12 protein-coding genes are annotated in these 14,222 nt (G+C 71.4%); 5 read left to right on the forward strand and 7 right to left on the reverse strand.

All coding sequences use genetic code 11. The annotated features are described in order from the left end of the window. Positions 1–8 precede the first annotated feature (8 nt). The 5 genes from AOM45_RS20110 to AOM45_RS20130 are packed head-to-tail and all read left to right on the forward strand — an operon-like array spanning position 9 to position 6,553. The gene (locus AOM45_RS20110; protein ID WP_051783917.1) at positions 9–2,771 is read left to right on the forward strand and encodes a non-ribosomal peptide synthetase; all 2,763 of its coding nucleotides are present in this window, start codon (positions 9–11) and stop codon (positions 2,769–2,771) included. Next, on the forward strand, positions 2,768–3,766 hold the full coding sequence (locus tag AOM45_RS20115; protein ID WP_030469232.1) for a 3-oxoacyl-[acyl-carrier-protein] synthase III C-terminal domain-containing protein: 999 nt from the start codon (positions 2,768–2,770) through the stop codon (positions 3,764–3,766). The genes AOM45_RS20110 and AOM45_RS20115 overlap by 4 nt, the downstream gene beginning before the upstream one ends. 8 nt (positions 3,767–3,774) lie before the next feature. Next, positions 3,775–5,574, forward strand: a complete 1,800-nt coding sequence (locus AOM45_RS20120) for an HAD-IIIC family phosphatase (RefSeq protein ID WP_051783916.1) — start codon at positions 3,775–3,777, stop codon at positions 5,572–5,574. Between the two features lie 8 nt (positions 5,575–5,582). Next, positions 5,583–5,819 (forward strand): acyl carrier protein, encoded by a 237-nt coding sequence (locus tag AOM45_RS20125; RefSeq protein WP_051783915.1) that lies wholly within the window; start codon positions 5,583–5,585, stop codon positions 5,817–5,819. Next, positions 5,813–6,553: a thioesterase II family protein gene (locus AOM45_RS20130; protein WP_030469229.1), complete on the forward strand. Its 741-nt coding sequence runs from the start codon at positions 5,813–5,815 to the stop codon at positions 6,551–6,553. The genes AOM45_RS20125 and AOM45_RS20130 overlap by 7 nt, the downstream gene beginning before the upstream one ends. 288 nt (positions 6,554–6,841) lie before the next feature. Here the strand turns inward: AOM45_RS20130 and AOM45_RS20135 are convergent, their stop codons facing one another. Genes AOM45_RS20135 through AOM45_RS20165 form a run of 7 tightly spaced genes read right to left on the reverse strand, consistent with a single transcriptional unit; the run spans position 6,842 to position 14,185 of the window. Further along, positions 6,842–8,050: a type III PLP-dependent enzyme domain-containing protein gene (locus tag AOM45_RS20135; protein ID WP_030469228.1), complete on the reverse strand. Its 1,209-nt coding sequence runs from the start codon at positions 8,048–8,050 to the stop codon at positions 6,842–6,844. After that, complete coding sequence (locus AOM45_RS20140; protein ID WP_030469227.1) at positions 8,050–9,501, reverse strand: class I adenylate-forming enzyme family protein; 1,452 nt, start codon at positions 9,499–9,501, stop codon at positions 8,050–8,052. The genes AOM45_RS20135 and AOM45_RS20140 overlap by 1 nt, the downstream gene beginning before the upstream one ends. A 12-nt stretch (positions 9,502–9,513) precedes the next feature. Next, entirely contained in the window at positions 9,514–10,917 is a 1,404-nt protein-coding gene (locus tag AOM45_RS20145; RefSeq protein ID WP_030469226.1) for an AMP-binding protein, read from the reverse strand. Next, the gene (locus AOM45_RS20150; RefSeq protein WP_035911115.1) at positions 10,914–11,768 is read right to left on the reverse strand and encodes a hypothetical protein; all 855 of its coding nucleotides are present in this window, start codon (positions 11,766–11,768) and stop codon (positions 10,914–10,916) included. Before AOM45_RS20150 ends, AOM45_RS20145 begins: the two co-directional genes overlap by 4 nt. Continuing rightward, the gene (locus AOM45_RS20155; protein WP_030469224.1) at positions 11,765–12,799 is read right to left on the reverse strand and encodes an acyl-CoA dehydrogenase family protein; all 1,035 of its coding nucleotides are present in this window, start codon (positions 12,797–12,799) and stop codon (positions 11,765–11,767) included. The genes AOM45_RS20150 and AOM45_RS20155 overlap by 4 nt, the downstream gene beginning before the upstream one ends. 1 nt (position 12,800) lies before the next feature. Further along, positions 12,801–13,961 (reverse strand): acyl-CoA dehydrogenase family protein, encoded by a 1,161-nt coding sequence (locus AOM45_RS20160; protein WP_030469223.1) that lies wholly within the window; start codon positions 13,959–13,961, stop codon positions 12,801–12,803. Beyond that, positions 13,958–14,185: a phosphopantetheine-binding protein gene (locus tag AOM45_RS20165; protein WP_201780029.1), complete on the reverse strand. Its 228-nt coding sequence runs from the start codon at positions 14,183–14,185 to the stop codon at positions 13,958–13,960. The genes AOM45_RS20160 and AOM45_RS20165 overlap by 4 nt, the downstream gene beginning before the upstream one ends. Between the last annotated feature and the right edge of the window lie 37 nt (positions 14,186–14,222).

A 14,222-nucleotide genomic window follows, 5' to 3' on the forward strand; every position in this document is an offset into this window, starting at 1 on the left:
GAGGAAGCATGCTGTCCGACGCACAGTTCGCCCACTGGGTCAGTGGTCACGCACTCGGGGGCACCGGCGCGCGGTTGCGCGTCGAGTGGATCTCCGGCGACACGGCACCGATCGACGCGGCGTGGCACCGGATCGTCCAGCGGCACAACGGGTTGCGGCTCGAGGATCTTCACGTGGACGGTGAGCGCGTCCGGCTCGACGTCGACCGGGTGTTCGTCTCGCCGTGGCTGCTGGAGTCCGTGCTGCTGCCCGAGCTCACCGGGCGGCAGGCGGCACAGGGCACGGCCGACGGCGCCGACCTCGACACGGCTCGCCGATACTGGCTCGCCCGCCTCGCTGATCTGCCGCCCGCACCTCCCTTGCCCACCGCGGACGCGGGCGAACCCCGGCTCGCCCGGCGCACCGGTGCGCTGGGCGCCGACGAGTGGCGGGTGCTGCGCAAGCACGCCGAGAACCGTGACGTCACGGCGGAAGGCCTGCTCGCCGCGTGCTTCGCGGAGGTGCTGCGGACGTGGAGCGGGGTCGACCGGTTCACCCTCGACTGCCGCCTGCACCCCACCGACACGAGCACGCTGCACGCCGTGCCGCCGCCGGACGGGACGTTCGCCGACCGGGCCCGTGCCGTCGCACAGCGGTTGGCCGACGACAAGTGGCACTGGCGGTTCGGTGGCGAGCTGGTGGTCCGCGAGCTGAACCGGTTGCCGGACAGCCGTGGCCGGGCGGAGTTCCCCGTGGTGTTCACCAGTCTGCTCGACTGTCCACAACAGACCTCGCTGGTCCGGGTGGGCGGCATGGCGCTGTCCCCGCACGCGTCGGTGGAGCTGCAGGTCCGGCCCGACGGGGACGCGCTGGCCTACCACTGGGACGCCCGCACCGACCTGTTCCCACCCGGCGTACCGGACGACCTGTTCGCCGCGTTCGACCGGCTGCTCCGGGCGTTGCTGAACGACGAAACCTGGTCACGGCACTGGATCTCACTGGTGCCACCCGGCCAGCTCGCGGTGCGCGAGCAGGTCAATGCCACGAACGGCCCGATACCGGACGGCCTGCTGCACACCGCGCTGCACGAGCACGCGGTGCGACAGCCTGACGCGCCGGCCGTGATCACGTCGGACCGCACGTTCACCTATGCCGAACTGGCCAGGAGGATCGCCCAGGTCGGCACCCGGCTGCGCGAGCTCGGGGTCCGGCCCGGCCGGCTCGTCGCGGTCGTCATGGAGAAGGGCTGGGAGCAGATCGTCGCCGCGCACGGCGTGCTGGCAGCAGGTGGCGCGTACGTGCCGATCGACGCGAGCGTGCCCGAGGACCGCCTGCGCTATCTGCTCGACCACTGCGAGGTCCAGGTCGTGCTCAGTCAGAGCCGCCTCGACCTGCCCTGGCCGGAACACATCCGCGTGTTGCAGGTCGACGGAGACTTCGACGACGTGGAACCCGTTGCGCTCCAACCGCTTCAGCAGACCACAGATCTCGCGTACGTGATCTTCACGTCCGGCTCGACCGGGCTGCCCAAGGGCGTGATGGTGGACCACCGCGGCGCGCTCAACACGCTCACCGACGTCAACGCCCGGTTCGGGATCGGGCGGGACGACCGCTGCATCGCGTTGTCCGGCCTGCACTTCGATCTGTCCGTACCGGACACGTTCGGCATGTTCCTCGTCGGCGGCGCGGTGGTGGTGCCCGACGCCTCTGCCGGGCTCGACCCGCGGCACTGGTCGGAGCTGGTGGCCGAACACGGCGTCACGTTCTGGAACTCGGTGCCCGCGCTGTTCGAGATGTTCGTGCTGTACCTGCGGAGCACCGGCAAACGCGACCGGATGGCGTCGCTGCGGCTGGTGATCCTGGCGGGCGACTGGATCCCGGTGACCCTGCCCGGCCACGCGCGCAGACTGAACCCGGACCTCCGCGTCATCGGCAGTGGCGGTCCGACCGAGACGTGCATCTGGTCGGTGATCTACCCCATCGGCGACGTCGACCCCGCGTGGCGCAGCATCCCCTACGGCCGCCCGATGACCAACCAGCGCTACCACGTGCTGGACGAACGCGGCAGGCCGTGTCCGGACTGGGTGGCCGGCGAGATCCACATCGCCAGCGAGGTCGGGCTGGCTCAGGGCTACTGGCGCGACAGCGAACGCACCGCGGAGAAGTTCCCGGTGGAGTCCGGGGAACGCAGGTACGCCTCCGGCGACCTCGGCCGGTACCTGCCGGACGGGAACATCGAGATCCTCGGCCGCACGGACTTCCAGGTGAAGATCCAGGGCGTGCGGATCGAGCTGGGCGAGGTCGAGGCGGCCGTCGCCGAACACCCGGACGTGCGGGCCGCGGTCGTGGTCGCCTCCGGCAATCAGCGCGACGCACAGGTGCTGCGCGCGTTCGTGGTGTGGCAGCAACAGGGCTCGGTCGACGAGCTGCGAGAGTTCCTGCGGGCCAGGCTGCCCGCGCACCTGGTGCCGCCGGTGATCTCCGAGCTCGACGCGTTGCCGTTGACCCGCAACGGGAAGGTCGACCGGCTCGCACTGGCGGCGAGACGCGGTCGTCCCGGGTCGCGGCAGGCCGGACCGTTCGAGCAGGAGCTGTGTGCCGTCTGCGCGGACGTGCTCGGTGTCGCGCACGTCGACCCGACCGGCGACTTCTTCCACGCGGGCGGCGACTCCCGGCTCGCCGTCCAGGTCGCCTCGCGGTTGTCCGTCCCGCCCGAACCGGTGCTGCGGGCACTGCTCACGTCGCCCAGCCTGGCCGACGCGGCCACCGCAATCGAGAGGAGTGTCCGGTGAAGGTGCCACCGGTGGGACTCGGCATCGCGAGCATGGCGGTGAGCCTCGGTGCCGCCGCGGACGTCGCGGCCACGGCGCAGGACTACGTGCCGGACCCGGAACGCGTGATCCGCTGGGGTTACCGCACGTTCCACCGCGCGCCGGACGTGACGGCGACCGATCTCGCGACCGCCGCGGCACGGGATGCGCTCGCGCGGGCGGAGTGCGACGTCAAGGACGTGGACCTGGTCGTGCTGGCCAGCTCCGACGTGCCGGAGTTCCTGCACTGGGACGGTTCCGCCGCGCTCGCGCGGGCGTTGGGTGCGCGGGACACTCCGACCTTGATGCTGACCCAGGGGTGTGCCTCGGGCGTCACCGCGTTCGGCGACGTCGCGGGCGCGATGGCGATCCGCGAGTCGGTCGGCACGGCGTTGTTCGTGACGGTCGGGCGGGTCGACGAGACCTACCGCAACCGGATGCAGATCAACAACTGCCTGTTCAGCGACGGCGCCGCGGCCGCGGTGCTGCGGCGAGGGCACGACCGGCTGCGCTGGCTCGCCACCGAGCAGCTCACCGACGGCGACTTCTGCGAGTTCTTCCAGGTCGGCCACGACTCGGCCGCCGAGCAGGAACTCGGCACGCTGGAACGGATCCAGCGGCACTTCCAGCGGGACCCGCGCAAGCTCAAGGGGTTCATCGACCAGATCAACGACCGGACGGCGTGCGTCATCGACCGCGCCTGCGCGAGCGCGGGTGTCGCGCGCGAGGACCTCAGCCGGCTGATCTTCCTGAACGACAACCAGCAGGCGTTCGCGGACCTGAGCCGGGTGCTGGGCATCCCGCGTGAACGCACGAACGCCGAGCTCGCCCGGCAGTACGGCCACGTCGCGGGCGCGGACCAGCTCATCTGCCTGCGGGAGCACGTCGAACGCGGCGAGCTGGCCGAGGGCGACCTGGTGGCGCTCGCCGGGGTGTCGCTGGGCATGCACTGGTTCTGCACGCTCATCCAGGTCTGAGGGACGACATGACCACGGAACACCTGACGGCCGGGTACCTGACGGCACTGACCGACGCGGTCCGCGAGGGCAGGCCGCTCGATGCGACCGACCTGCGCGGCCTGGACTCCGCAGGTAGCCCCGCCGAGTTCCGCCGCGCCGGGCGGCTCTTCGCCGGACTGCCCGGCGAAGCGACAGTCCACATCGGACTTCTCGCGACCGCGACGGCCGGCCACTTCGAGTCGATCCTGCGCACCGCACTGGTCACCGCGGGCATGCGGCCCGCGATCACGGCTGGTGAGTACGGTCAGTTCGACCGCGATCTGCGGACGGCGCTGCCCGGCGGCGACGCCACGCTCGTCGTGCTCCACGACTCCTACTTCGTGCCGAAGGACTGGCCGGACGTCACCGAGCTGCGCGCCGGGATCACCGAACGGGTCGCCGCGCTCGGTGACCTGGTCGTCGCCGCAGCCGAACGGCAGCAGGCCACGATCGTGCTGCACACCGTGCCGTTGTCCGCGGAGGTCCGGGACGCGGTGATCAGCTGGCGGGACCGTGCCGCGCTGAACCGCTGCTGGCACGAGCTGAACGCGGCACTGCTCGGGCTCGCCGAACGCCACCCCGGCATCGCGGTGATCGACTTCGTCGCGGCGCTCGCCGACTCCGGAGCGCCCGCGGTCGACGCCCGGCTGCGCAAGTACGCCGACATCCCGTACAGCGACCACGCGTTCCTGGTGCTGGCCAAGGAGTTCCGCCGGTTCGTCACCGCGAAGACCGGACGGTCGCGCAAGGTGCTGGCGTTCGACCTGGACAACACGCTGTGGGGCGGTGTGCTCGGTGAGGTGGGCGCGGCCGGGGTCGAGCTCGGCGGGCTGTACCCCGGAAACTGTTACCAGGACCTGCATCGCGCGGGCCTGCGGCTGCGGGACCAGGGCGTGATCCTCACGCTGGCCAGCAAGAACGACGAGCCCGCCGTGCGGACCGCGCTCACCGACCACCCCGAGGCGCTGTTGCGCCCCGACGCGTTCTCCGCGATGTCGGTGAACTGGCAGCCGAAGCCCGACGGCCTGCGACGCATGGCGGACCAGCTGGGACTGGGGCTCGGATCCTTCGTGTTCATGGACGACTCGGCGTTCGAACGCGGCGGCGTCGCACACGAGCTGCCCGAGGTGGCGGTCCTCGCGGCCGACGGTGACCCGGCCGAGCTGGTCGGCACGCTGCTCGGCGAGGGCTGGTTCGACGTGCTCGACCTGACCGAGACCGACCAGCACCGGCCCGAGCTGTATCGGAAACGCGCCGCCCGCAACGGTTTCGCCGAGACCTTCCACACCTACGACAGCTACCTCGACGCGTTGGAGATCTCGGTCCGCATCGGCCCGGCCTCCGCTTACGAGTTCGCGCGCCTCGCGCAGCTCGCCGGCCGCACGAACCAGTTCAACCTGACCGGGATCCGCTTCGACGAGGCCGAGACCGCCCGCACCCATCTGGCGTTGTCGTGCTCGGTGTCCGACCGGTTCGGCGACGAGGGCGTCGTCGGCGCGGCGTGGGTGCGGAAGGACGGCGAGACGTGGCACGTGCTGAACCTGTTGCTCAGCTGCCGGGTGCTCGGCCGCGGTGTCGAGCTGGCGATGGCGGCGTGGCTGGTGCGCCAGGCGCGGGCCGCGGGCGCCCGCCGGGTGCACGGCAGCTTCGTCCCGACCGCGCGCAACGGCGCCGCGGCGGGGTTCTGGGAGTCGGCCGGTTTCACGCCCTCGGGCGACGGCACGTTCGTGTTCGATGTGGACCGCGAAGAGGTGCTCCCGCGGTGGATCCAGCTGACGGAAAGGTGAGAGCGGACATGACAGTGGCAAGCGTGGAGGCGGTCGTCGTCGGGATCCTCAGCGAGGTGCTCGAGGAACCGGCGGAGGCGCTGCGGGACCAGCCGCGGCTCGCCGCGCACGAGCGGTGGGACAGCATGCGCACCCTGGAAGTGCTGGGGCGGTTGGAGGAGGAGCTCTCGATCCGGCTGGACCTGCGCCGGTTCCACCAGGTCCGCACCGTCGGTGATCTCGTGGAGCTGGTCGGCGAGTGCTGACCAGGGTCGCCTCGGCCAGTCCCGAGTTCACGCTCGTCGTGTTCCACCACGCGGGCGCGACCTCGACCGGGTACCTGCAGCTGACCAGGCACCTGCCCGCGGAGTGGGACGTCGTGCTCGTGGATCTGCCGGGCCGGGGTACTCCCCCGGCCCGGTCTCTGCGCGAGGTCGTCGACCTTGTCGCGCCGGAGATCCTCGCCGCGGTCGACACGCCCTACGCGTTCTTCGGGCACAGCATGGGGGCCGTGGTGGCGCACGACGTCGCCGCGGCGTGCGCGGACCGCCCGCCGGTGTGGCTGGGTGTCTCCGGCACCGCGGCCCGGCACCGGTTGCCCGCCCTCGACCGGAAGGGCGCGGTGCGGATGCTGCGCCACCTCGACGGCACTCCCCCGGAGCTGCTGCGGCACCCGTGGATGCTCGACTACGCCGTCCGGTTGTTGCTCACCGACCTCGACCTGCTGCGGACACGCGAAGAACCGCTGGGGCCGCTGATCACGCCCATCACGGCGTTCGGTGGCACCGAGGATTCGGCCACGCCGGTCTCGGACCTGCGGACGTGGCGGTCTCACACGACCGGCGACTTCCGGACCAGGGTGTGGCCGGGTGGCCATTTCTACCTGTTCGCCCACGCGGCGGACGTCGCGGCGGCGATCACCCAGGACGCCCGTGCCGGCGTGCCGCCGGGAAGCGCTGCGGTGTCTGGATTCTCGGGTTCCGTTCGTGGACCAGCTTGATCACCGACGGGAACTGACATTTCGCGGGGGAACATCCGTGCCGCTGTGTGACACAGATGTTCCCGCGCGAAGATCAACCAATCTCCAGAATGTTTGAACCGCCCGATGAGAGCACGAACATCGAGCGTTCTCACCCTCGTGCTCGAACCCGGAGACCAAACTCGCCCACCGCCGAACAGGCGCGGCCCCGCGACACAAACCGAAACACCACTGTCGCCAACACCTTCGACCGGATGGGTGGGGGCTCACGACGCAGGGTTTCGACTGCCGCGCGACCGCCCCCGAACCTCACCCCGCGCACCGGCGGACGTGCTCGATCCGCGACACCGACACGACCTCACCACCGCGTACGACCACCTCGGTGGGCGCCGGACGGCCGAGGAACATCAACGGGCTCGCCGTCACGCCGTACGCACCGGCGTTCGGGATCTCCACCAGGTCACCCGGCCGCAGGTCGGGGATGGGCACCTCACGTCCGAGGATGTCGCCGGGCGTGCACAGCGGCCCGGCCAGGAACGCCTTGCGCGGCCCGTCACCGTCGATCTCCACCGAGACGGGCAGCGTGCGCCCGAGACCGGACATGCCGCCGAACGTGTTGATCCCGGCGTCCAGCACCACGAAAGTCTTGCCACGGCTGGTCTTCATGTTGCTCACGGTCGTCACCAGCGTGCCGCTGTCACCGACGAGGTAGCGACCGGCCTCGACCGCGAGCCGCGGCGTGCCCTCGCACCAGCGCGGGAACCACTCGTCCAGGACGGACTCCAGAGCCGGACGAAGCCGCGGATAAAGACAGCGCGAACCGTGCCTGCCGTACGGCGCGGCGAACCCGCCGCCGATGTCGAGCAACCCGAGCGTGACGTCGAGTTCCTTCTCCAGGTGGGCCGCCAGTTCGACGGCGTGGCTCAGCTCGCCGATCAGCGCGTCCTCGCTCTCGGCGTTGCTCTGCGAGAACAGGTGCAGCCCCTCGATCGTCGTGCCCGGTACGGCCCGCAACTCGGCGGCCAGGCCGGCGATCGTCTCGCTGTCGATGCCGAACTGGCTGGGCCTGCCGGTCATCCGGATGCCGGTGTTCGCCGCGGACGTCTCGCTGTTGATGCGCAGCAGACAGGACGCGACCGTCCCGCACCGCAAGGCGGCGGCGCCGATGTGCTGGAGGTCGGTCGGCGACTCCGCGGAGAACCGCCGCACGCCCAGTGCGAACGCACTGTCCAATTCGGACGGTGTCTTGCCGGGACCGGTGTAGAGCACGTCGCCCGCGTCGAACCCGGCGGTCAGCGCGGACGCCAGCTCACCGAGCGAGCTGATCTCCGCCTTGCAGCCACCGAGGCGCAGCTCCCGCGCGAGGTCGGGGTGCGGGTTGGCCTTCAGCGCGTAGTACACGTCGCAGCCCGGCGGGAGCGCGTCGGACAGGTCGCGGCGGGCCGCGAGAACGCGGTCGAGGTCGTAGACGTACAGCGGGGATCCGTGGCGCTGCGCCAGCATCTTCGGCAGACTCATCATCGTCCTTCGGTCAACATGGACGCGAGCACGTCGCGGGCGTTCTTTCCGTTGCTCGTCACCGGGAAGCGGTCCAGCACGCGGCACACCGCGGGCATCCTCGCCGGGTCGAGCCGCACCATCAGCTCGTCGACGATCTGGGCGGTGGTCAGGCCGGACTCGACGAACAACGCGAGGTCGTGCCGGTCAGTGGGCGCCAAGGCACACGCCGCCCGCACACCGGGGACGTCCAGCGCGGCCGCCTCGACCTCCAGCGTGCTCATCCGGATGCCGCGGCGCTTGAACATGTCGTCGCGCCGGCCCTCGAAATACAGGTAGCCGTCCTCGTCGAGCCTGCCGTAGTCGCCGGTGTGCAGCCGCATCACGCCGGTCGGCTCGTGGAAGCGGTACGTCCGCGCGGTCACCTCGGGTGCCCGCCAGTAGCCCGCCATCACGTGCGGGCCGACCGCGACGATCTCGCCCACCCGCCCGGCCGGAAGCGCGGCGCCGTCCTGGTCGACGATCAGGATCGACGTGCCGGGCAACGGAAGTCCGACGGCACCCGGCCGTTCGCGGTCCTCGTGCACCGGCATGACCGTCATCCGCTTGGCCTCGGTCTGCCCGTACTGCCGGACCACCCGCGCACCGGGGAAGTACGCGCGCAGCTCGTCGATGGCCGGCTGCGGCAGCGCGGCACCCGTGTTGCTGAACAACCGCACCGGCGGCAGCTCGTCCCGTGCCCGGCGGGCCAGCGCGATGATCATGTTCGCCAGCGACGGCACGATCGGCACGACCGTCGCGCCGGTCTCCCGCATCCGCTTGAGCAGCACCAGGTCCGACTCGCCCTCGGCGAGCACGACCTCGCTGCCCGCGGCGCAGCTCATCAGCACCTTGTACAGGCCAACGTCCCAGGACAGCGGGAACCGGCAGAACACCACGTCGTCGGCCCGGTAGCCGAGCACCTCGGTCAACGCGCGCACGGCGAACCGGACCTGCCGGTGCGGGCAAACCACGCCCTTCGGGGTGGACGTGCTGCCGGACGTGTAGATCAACACGGCCACGTCGTCGAGCTCGACCGGGACGGCCTCCGCTGCGACGGCGTCCTCGATCTCCTTCCACACCAGGGGAAGGTCAGCCTCGGCGAGGACGAGCGCGGGTTCGGCGTTCGCCACGATCGAGCTCAGCTGGAACGGCGTCGTGGCGACGTTGAGCGGCACGAACGCCGCGCCCAACCGGCAGGCGCCGAAGAACAGCGCGACGGCCTCCCGGCAGCTGGGCAGCTGCGCCACCACCCGGTCGCCGCGCCGCACTCCCTGTTCCCGCAACCACTGCGCGGCTCTGCGGCTGTGGTCGCGCAGCTCGCCGTAGGTCCACCGGCCTGCGGCGTCGCGAACGGCGTTGGCGCCGGGCGCGCGGTCCGCGGCCGCGTCGAGCAGCTCGTGCACGAGATCGTCACCCACGAGATCGGTCACTGTGCCGCCTCCTCAGTTCTTCCCCACGAGAGCGCCGAGGGCCCGGCGGTCGATCTTGCCGTTCGCGTTGAGCGGCAACGTGTCGAGCACGGTGAGCGTCTCCGGGACCATGTACTCCGGCAGCCGCGCGCGCAGCGCGGTGAGCGCATCGCCCGGCTCACCGGTGCACGCGGCCGCGAGGTTCGTCTCGCCACGCCGTCCGGGCACCGCCACCACCACGGCGTCGCGGACGCCGGGCACGGCCCGCAGCGCCGCCTCCACCTCGCCCAGCTCGACCCGGTAGCCACGCACCTTGACCTGGTGGTCGAGCCGTCCGAGGTGCACGAGGCCGTGGTCGCTCCAGCGCACGCGGTCGCCGGTGCGGTAGAAGAACTCGGGATCGGCCGTGTCGGCGCGCACCCCGTCGGACCGCACGAACCGGCCCGCGTTGTCGGCCGGGTCGAGGTAGCCGGGAAACCGTTGCGGGCCACGGACGCAGAGTTCTCCGGTGGCCGCGGGCAGGCCCGCCTCGTCGAGCACGATCGCCTCGACGCCCGGATACAACTCCCCGATCGGCACGCTCTCACCGGATCCGAGCGGACCGGTGTAGCGGAACTGGCTGCAGCTCAACGTCAGCTCGGTCGGCCCGTACAGGTTCTCCAGGACGCTGCCGGGCGCTGCCGCCTGCCACGCCGCGGCCTGCGCTTCCGTCAGCGGCTCACCGCAGAACAGGCTCCACCGCAGGTCCGGCATGGAGCCAGGAGCCAAGCCGCGCAGGCGCATCGCGAACGACACGATCGACGGCACCGAGAACCAGTGCGTGATCCGCTGCTCCACCACGAACCTGGTGGGCGCCATCAGATCCGCACGGCTGGGCACCACGAGCGTCGCGCCCGCGCCCCAGGCCGCGAACAGGTCGAACACCGACAGGTCGAAGGTCAGGTCGAAGGTCTGCGACAGCCGGTCGCCGACGCCGATCCCGTAGCGCCCGATGACGTGCTGCAGGTAGGTGTCCACGTTGCGGTGCTGGATCGGCACACCTTTCGGTGTGCCCGTCGAGCCCGAGGTGAAGAGGATGTAGCAGACGTCGTCCGGATCCGGTGTGCGCACGGGCGCCACCTCGGTGCCCGGTTCACCGTCGGTCAGGATCAGGTCGAGGTCCGCGGCGCGCGCGACGGTCTCGTTGCGAGCCGGTGGAAACGACGGGTTGAGCGGCACCACCGTGGCACCGATCCGTTGCACGGCAAGATAACCCGCATAGGCCGTCACCGAACGGGCGGCCAGCAGACCGACGCGGCGCGCGGATCCCAGCGTCGCGGCAAGGCGGCCGGCGAGGTCCTCCAGCTCGGCATAGGTGAGCCGTTCCCCATCCACCTCCAGGGCGACCGCGTCCGGGTACCGGGCAGCCGACCCCGCGAACCACTCGTACATGCTCATGCCGTCTCCACCACACTGATCAGGCGCGCGAAGGCGTTCGCCACCATCGCCGGGCGCGGTCGTCCGCGAGCGGCGGACTCCAGCACGAACCGGACCGTCTTGGGCAGCTCCGCCCACGCCGTCGCCTCCGCACCGTCCGGTTCCGCCAGCACCGCCAGCCGGTACCGCTGGTGCCTCGCGGCGGTCCAGAGGTCATCGGCACAACGCTCCAGCGCTTCCAGGTCGGCGCACACCTCGGCCAGCCACCGCAACGCGGGCGCCACGCCGTGAATCCACGTACCCGCTCGCGGAGCCGGGTTCTCGTCGGTCCACTCCAGCCAGCGATAGCCGGAGTACGGCGGCAGGCCGGTCTCCTCCCCCAGGGCGTACCGGTCGCGGCTGACCGCTTCGGGGGCGACGGATCCCGGCGGGGTGAGCAGTTCGCGCAACGTCGCGTCGTCGCATCCCCGCCCACACGGCAGTTGTTCGCCGTACGGGGTGAGCGCGGCGAAGTGGTCGTCGACCCGCCAGGTTCCGCCGAAGCGGGTGAGCAGCAACCAGTGCGGCGTCGAGCGTCGCCCGAACTGCGGCGACCACGGGATGTGCCGGGTGTCGCCGACCGCCAGTACGCGCCCGTGCCGCGTCACCTCGGCGTCCAGCGCATCACGGGCCGATGCCCAGTCCGGCGCGCCGCGGTACGCGAGCCGCTTGCCGGACGGATCGACGTCGATGCGGGTGTGGTGGGAGAACGCGAGCTCGCCGGGAAGATCGGTGCGCACGGCCAAGCGGATCGCGTGGGCGAGGTCGTACGCGGCCGTGTTGTCCAGGAACGGCACCAGGTTCGCGGTGTAGCAGCTCAGCTCGAGGCTCATGACGCCAGCCCGTTCAGCACGACGTCGAGCCGGTCGGCGACGTTGCCGAGAACGACCTCGGTCGTGCCGCCGCCGATGCCGAACACCGCGGCCTCGGCGCGCAGTTGTTGCACACCACCCGAGGCGAACCCGTCGGCACCCTGCAGGTGGGCGCACTCCCCCAGCACCCGGTCGACCACGGCACTGGAGGCGGCCTTCAGCACGGCGGCCGCGGTGGTGTCGCGGTCCACCGCGATGCGCCGGCACGAGGTGGTCCACAACCCGTGCAGCGCGCTGACCCGCACCGCGCACTCGGCGAGGCGGTGCCGGACGAGCGGCGCGTGCCGCAGCGGCTCGTCGCCGACGGTGCGCAGCTCCAGTGCGCGTGCGGTGTCCGCGATCGCCTTGCGGCACAGTTCGATCGCCCACGCCGCCGAGCCGAGCCGCTCGACCGCCATGTGCCGCGCGAACACCGCGAGCGCGCGACCGGGGCGGCCGACCAGCGCGGAACGGCCGAGGCTGACGGAGGAGAAGTCGACGTGGCCCACGCCGGAGCCGGCGAACATGGTGGTGTCGGAGGCACGCACGGTGACGCCGGGCGCGTTCAGCGGTACGAGCACCCAGGTGAAGTTCGTGAAGTGCCTGCCCGGCCGGTGCCGCGCGAGCACCAGCGCGTGCCCTGCCGTGGTCGCGGAGGTCACCCAACGCTTGGCCCCGTCGAGCACCACGGTGTCCGGACCGATCTCCACCGCGGTGCTCAGCGCCGTGAGGTCGGACCCGGAGTTGGTGTCGGTCGCCGCGAGCGCCACCAGGCCGGTCGCGGTCCGGCCGTGCTCGGCCAGCAGCGGGGCCGCGGAAGCCAGGTGCACCAACAGGGACAGGACGACGCCGGGCCGAAGGCGCGCGTGCGCGTCGCCCAGCAGCCCGCGCAGTACGACCGGGTCGAGCGTACCGTCCGGTTCGGACCCGTAGAGTCGCGTGAGCTCACCGGAGTCGCCGAGGGCCGCGAGTGCCGCACCGGCCTCGGCCCCCGGCGGCAGCTCGGTGAGCACGTCAGGCAAACCGCACCTCCTGGTCGAGCAGCGCGAGCCTGCCGTCGGCCAGGTGCAGGCGGTCGTTGCTGTAGTTCAGCGACGCGGACCGCAGGTCGCGCAACGTGCGTTCCAGCCGGGTCGGCGAGCCCTTGAGGTAGCCGTGCCGCAGGCCGACCGCCTCGACCAGGTCCTCGACCGCGCGGTGGCACTCCTCGGACGCGGTGATCTTCAGGGCGTTGAGCATCAGCTGCCTGCTCGGCCGGGACATGTCCTCGCCGGAGGCGAAACACGCGGAGGTGCGGCGCAGCAGGGCGTGCACGGTGTCGAGCCGTTGCCGGGCGCGGGAGATCCGGGTGAGGAGCAACTCGGAGTCCAGCGAGCCGCGGTGGTCCTTGCGCAACGTCCGCAGCACCCTCGACAGCGCCCCGGCCGCCGTGCCCAGCCACGCGGCCGACCAGCCCAGATGCGCCATCGGGCCGAAGGTTTCCGACACCACGCGGTCGAACCGGCCGGGCTCACCGACGATCTGTCCATTCGGGACGGTTCCGGTCAGCTGCAGCGCGGAGCTGTGGCTGGCGCGCATGCCCAGCGGGTTCCAGTCGCCGCTGACCCGCACGTCGAGCTGGTCGCGGCGGGCGAACACCAACGACACGTCGTTGTCCGACGTGGCGTCCACACCGCGCATGGTGATCAGGAAACCGTCGGCGTGCAGGCCACCGGTGACGATCGGCGCGAACCGGTCCACGGTGAGCAGTCCGCCGCAGGCGGTCAGCTCGGACACCGCGGTGAGCAGGTGGCCGCCCTTACCCGCCTCTGTGGTCACCGACGCCAGATACATCCGGCCCGCCGCGATCTCCGGCAGCAGCTCGTCCGCGAGCTCCCGGCGAGCGTGCCGCGTGATCGCCGCGACCTGCTGGCAGTGCATCGCGAAGATCATCGCGACGGACATGTCCGTCCGCCCGAGCGCGATGCTCGTGTCGACCAGATCGTCGATCCCGCCGCCGAAACCGCCGTGCTCCAGCGGTACGAGCAACCCCAGCAACCCGGTCTCGCGCAACGCCTCCAGCACGGCGACCGGGAACTCGGCGCGCTCGTCGGTGGCGTCCGCGTGCTCGGCGGCGACCGCGGCGACCTCGTCGACCGCGGCGGCCAGGTCGCGCCGGGTCTGCACGGCGGTCATGACGCTGTCCTGACACCCGTGAGGCTCTGGACGGCTTCCCACAGCGCGCCCGCGCTGCCGAACGTCTCGTCGGTGAGCAGCTCGTCGGTGAGCTCGACGCCGAACGTGTCCTCGACGGCGAACATCAGCTCGATCGCCTGCATCGAGTCCAGTCCGTACTGCCGCAACGAGATGTCCGGCGTGATCGGGCGGTCGTTGAGGTGCGGCAGGAACGGTTTCAGCATCCCGGTGAAGCGTGCGTCCACAACTGTGCCTTTCGGT

This window comes from Lentzea aerocolonigenes, assembly GCF_000974445.1.
Taxonomy (GTDB): Bacteria; Actinomycetota; Actinomycetes; order Mycobacteriales; family Pseudonocardiaceae; genus Lentzea; species Lentzea aerocolonigenes.